Annotated in this window: 2 protein-coding genes; both read left to right on the top strand. The window is 69.1% G+C overall.

Annotated features, from left to right (window positions below):
• Window positions 1-693 (top strand): type I restriction endonuclease (locus QZ607_RS25665; protein ID WP_295889089.1); only part of this gene is annotated, 693 nt, incomplete at its 5' end.
• Between the two features lie 60 nt (window positions 694-753).
• Window positions 754-3,240: DEAD/DEAH box helicase family protein (locus tag QZ607_RS25670; protein ID WP_295889091.1), on the top strand; the 2,487-nt coding region annotated here is incomplete at its 3' end.

Below are 3,240 nucleotides of genomic sequence, written 5' to 3' on the forward strand. Positions count from 1 at the left end.
ATGACCTTCACCGAATCCAACACCGTCGAGGCGTACCTTCGCGACCTGCTCAGCGGTGCCCGGGCCGATGCCAACCCGCTGAACCTCCAGGACGCCCGCGGCAGCTACGGCATCGCCGCCAAGGGCACGGGCTGGACCTACCTGCCGGCGGCGGCCCTGCCGCGCCAGCCACAGGAGGTCTTCGTCGAGCCCCTGGTCCGCGACGCGCTGATCCGCCTGAACCCCGAGATCGCCGCGCAACCGGAACGGGCCGATGAGGTGCTGTACAAGCTGCGCGCCATCGTGCTGTCGGTGCGCTCGGACGGGCTGATTCGGGCCAACGAGGAGCTCACCGCCTGGCTGCGGGGCGAGCGCAGCATGCCGTTCGGGCCGGACGGGGAGCATGTGACGGTGCGCTTGGTGGACTTCGAGGACCTGTCCCGCAACCAGTACGTCGTCACCACCCAATACAGCTTCCGCGCCGGCCCGGCGGAGCGCCGCGCGGATATGATCCTGCTGGTCAACGGGCTGCCGCTGGTGCTGATCGAGGCCAAGACCCCGACGCGCCCGTCGGTGAGCTGGGTGGACGGGGCCATCCAGGTGCAGGAGTACGAGCGCTTCGTGCCGGAGCTGTTCGCCTGCAACCTGTTCAGCGTCGCCACCGAGGGCAAGGAGCTGCGCTTCGGCTCCATCCACATGCCGGTGCAGCTGTGAGGCCCCTGGCGGGACGACGAGGACGCCGCGCCCGGCGGGCTCTCGGACCTGCAACGGGCGGTGTCCGGGCTGCTGGCGCCCGAGACCCTGCTCGACATCCTGGCCAACTTCACGCTGTTCGCCACCGACAAGAAGCAGCGCCGGCTCAAGCTGGTGTGCCGCTGCCAGCAGTTCGAGGCGGCCAACCGCATCGTCGCGCGGGTGGTGGCCGGGCAGCCCAAGAAGGGCCTGATCTGGCACTTCCAGGGCTCCGGTAAATCGCTGCTGATGGTGTTCGCGGCACAGAAGCTGCGCATGCACCCAAAGCTCAAGAACCCGACCGTGCTGATCGTGGTGGACCGCGTCGATCTGGATGCGCAGATCAGCGCCACCTTCCACGGCGCCGACATCCCGAACCTGGTGAAGGCGGAGAAGCGCTCCACGCTGAAGACCCTGCTCCAGCAGGACACGCGCAAGATCATCATCGCCACCATCTTCAAGTTCGGCGAGGAGACGCCGCGGCAGAGCGTCGCGCGGCTGCTGCGGCAGATCCCGGAGCTGCATCGCCAGGGGCAGGTTGATGCCGCCGGCGCCGAGCTCGGCGTCGCCTGGCGCGCTGCGGCGCGGGTGGACGACGAGAGCAAGCGCGAGGCGTTGCAGGCCGAGCTGAGCGCGCTGGCCGCGCAGCTGGGGCTGGCGGTGCCGGCGGCCCCTGCCGGCACGGAGGCGGGCGCCGAGGCTGCGGCGGGCGAAGACGACAGCGCGCCGGACGACGCGGACGACGACGCCGCCGGACAAGACTCGCCTGTACTCAACGACCGCCACAACATCATCGCCCTGGTGGACGAGGCGCACCGCACCCAGGAGGGCGACCTCGGCATGAAGATGCGCGCGGCGCTGCCGAACGCCTTCCTGTTCGGCCTCACCGGCACGCCCATCAACAAGCGCGACCGCAACACCTTCTATGCCTTCGGCGCGCCGGAGGACGCCAACGGCTATCTCAGCCACTACGGCTTCGAGGACAGCATCCGCGACGGCGCCACGCTGCCGCTGCACTTCGAGCCGCGGCTGGTCAACCTGCACATCGACAAGGCGGCCATCGACCAGGCCTACGCCAACCTGACCGGCGGCCTGTCCGACCTGGACCGGGACAACCTCGCCAAGACCGCCGCCAACATGGCCGTGCTGGTGAAGACGCCCGGGCGCATCGCCGGCATCTGCGCCGACATCGCCAAGCACTTTCAGGCCAAGGTGGCGCCGAACGGCTTCAAGGCGATGGCGGTCACCTTCGATCAGGAGTGCTGCCTGCTCTACAAGGCCGAGCTGGACCGGCTGCTGCCGGACGGCATCGAGACCGACGTCGTCATCTCGGTGCAGGGCAAGGACCAGTCCGACGCCCGCTACGCCCCGTACAAGCGCGACCGCGACGCCGAAGAGGCCCTGCTGGACCGCTACCGCGACGCGAACGACCCACTCGCGATCCTCATCGTCACCGCCAAGCTGCTGACCGGCTTCGACGCGCCCATCCTCCAGGCCATGTACCTGGACAAGCCCCTGCGCGACCACACCCTGCTGCAGGCCATCACCCGCACCAACCGCACCTACAGCGGCAGCCAGACCGCCACCAAGAGCCACGGCCTGATCGTGGACTACCTCGGGGTGTTCGACGACATGGCCAAGGCGCTGGCCTTCGACGAGGCGACCTTCCAGCAGGTGGCCGGCAACATCGCCGCGCTCAAGGCGCAGTTGCCCGGGGCCATGCAGAAGTGCCTGGCCTACTTCGCCGGGGTGGACCGCAGCCTGAGCGGCTACGACGGCCTCATCGCCGCACAGGAGTGCCTGCCGGACAACAGCGCCCGCGACGCCTTCGCCGCCGACATGAGCGTGCTCGGCCGGCTCTGGGAGGCGATCTCGCCGGACCCGCTGCTGCAACCCTTCGAGGCCGACTACCGCTGGCTGGCGCAGGTGTACGAGAGCCTCAAGCCCTCCACCGGCCACGGCGCGCTGCTCTGGCATGTGCTCGGCGCCAAAACGGTTGCGCTGATCCACGACAACGTGACGATCAGCACCATCCGCGACGACCTCGACGAGCTGGTGTTCGACGCCGATGTGGTGGAGGCCATCCTGGACGCGCCGGACCGCAAGAAGAAGACCAAAGAGATCGAGATCAAGGTCGCCGCGCGCCTGCGCAAGCACCTCGGCAACCCGCGCTCCAAGCCCCTGTCCGAGCGCCTGGAGCGGCTGCGCGAGCGCTTTGATGCCGGCCAACTGCACAGCGTCCAGTTCCTGAAGGAGCTGCTCGCCCTGGCCGGCGACCTGGTCGCCGCGGAGAAGGAGACCCCGCCCGAAGAGGACGAGGACCGCGGCAAGGCGGCCCTGACCGCCCTGTTCGAGGAGGTCCGCAACCCCGACACCCCGGTCATCGTCGAGCGCGTGGTCGCCGACATCGACGAGATCGTGCGCATGGTCCGCTTCCCCGGCTGGCAGCAGACCAGCGCCGGCGAGCGCGAGGTCAAGAAGGCCCTGCGCAGCACCCTGTTCAAGTACAAGCTGCACAGCGACCAGGAG

The organism is uncultured Thiohalocapsa sp. (genome assembly GCF_913063425.1).
Classification (GTDB): domain Bacteria; phylum Pseudomonadota; class Gammaproteobacteria; order Chromatiales; family Chromatiaceae; genus Thiohalocapsa.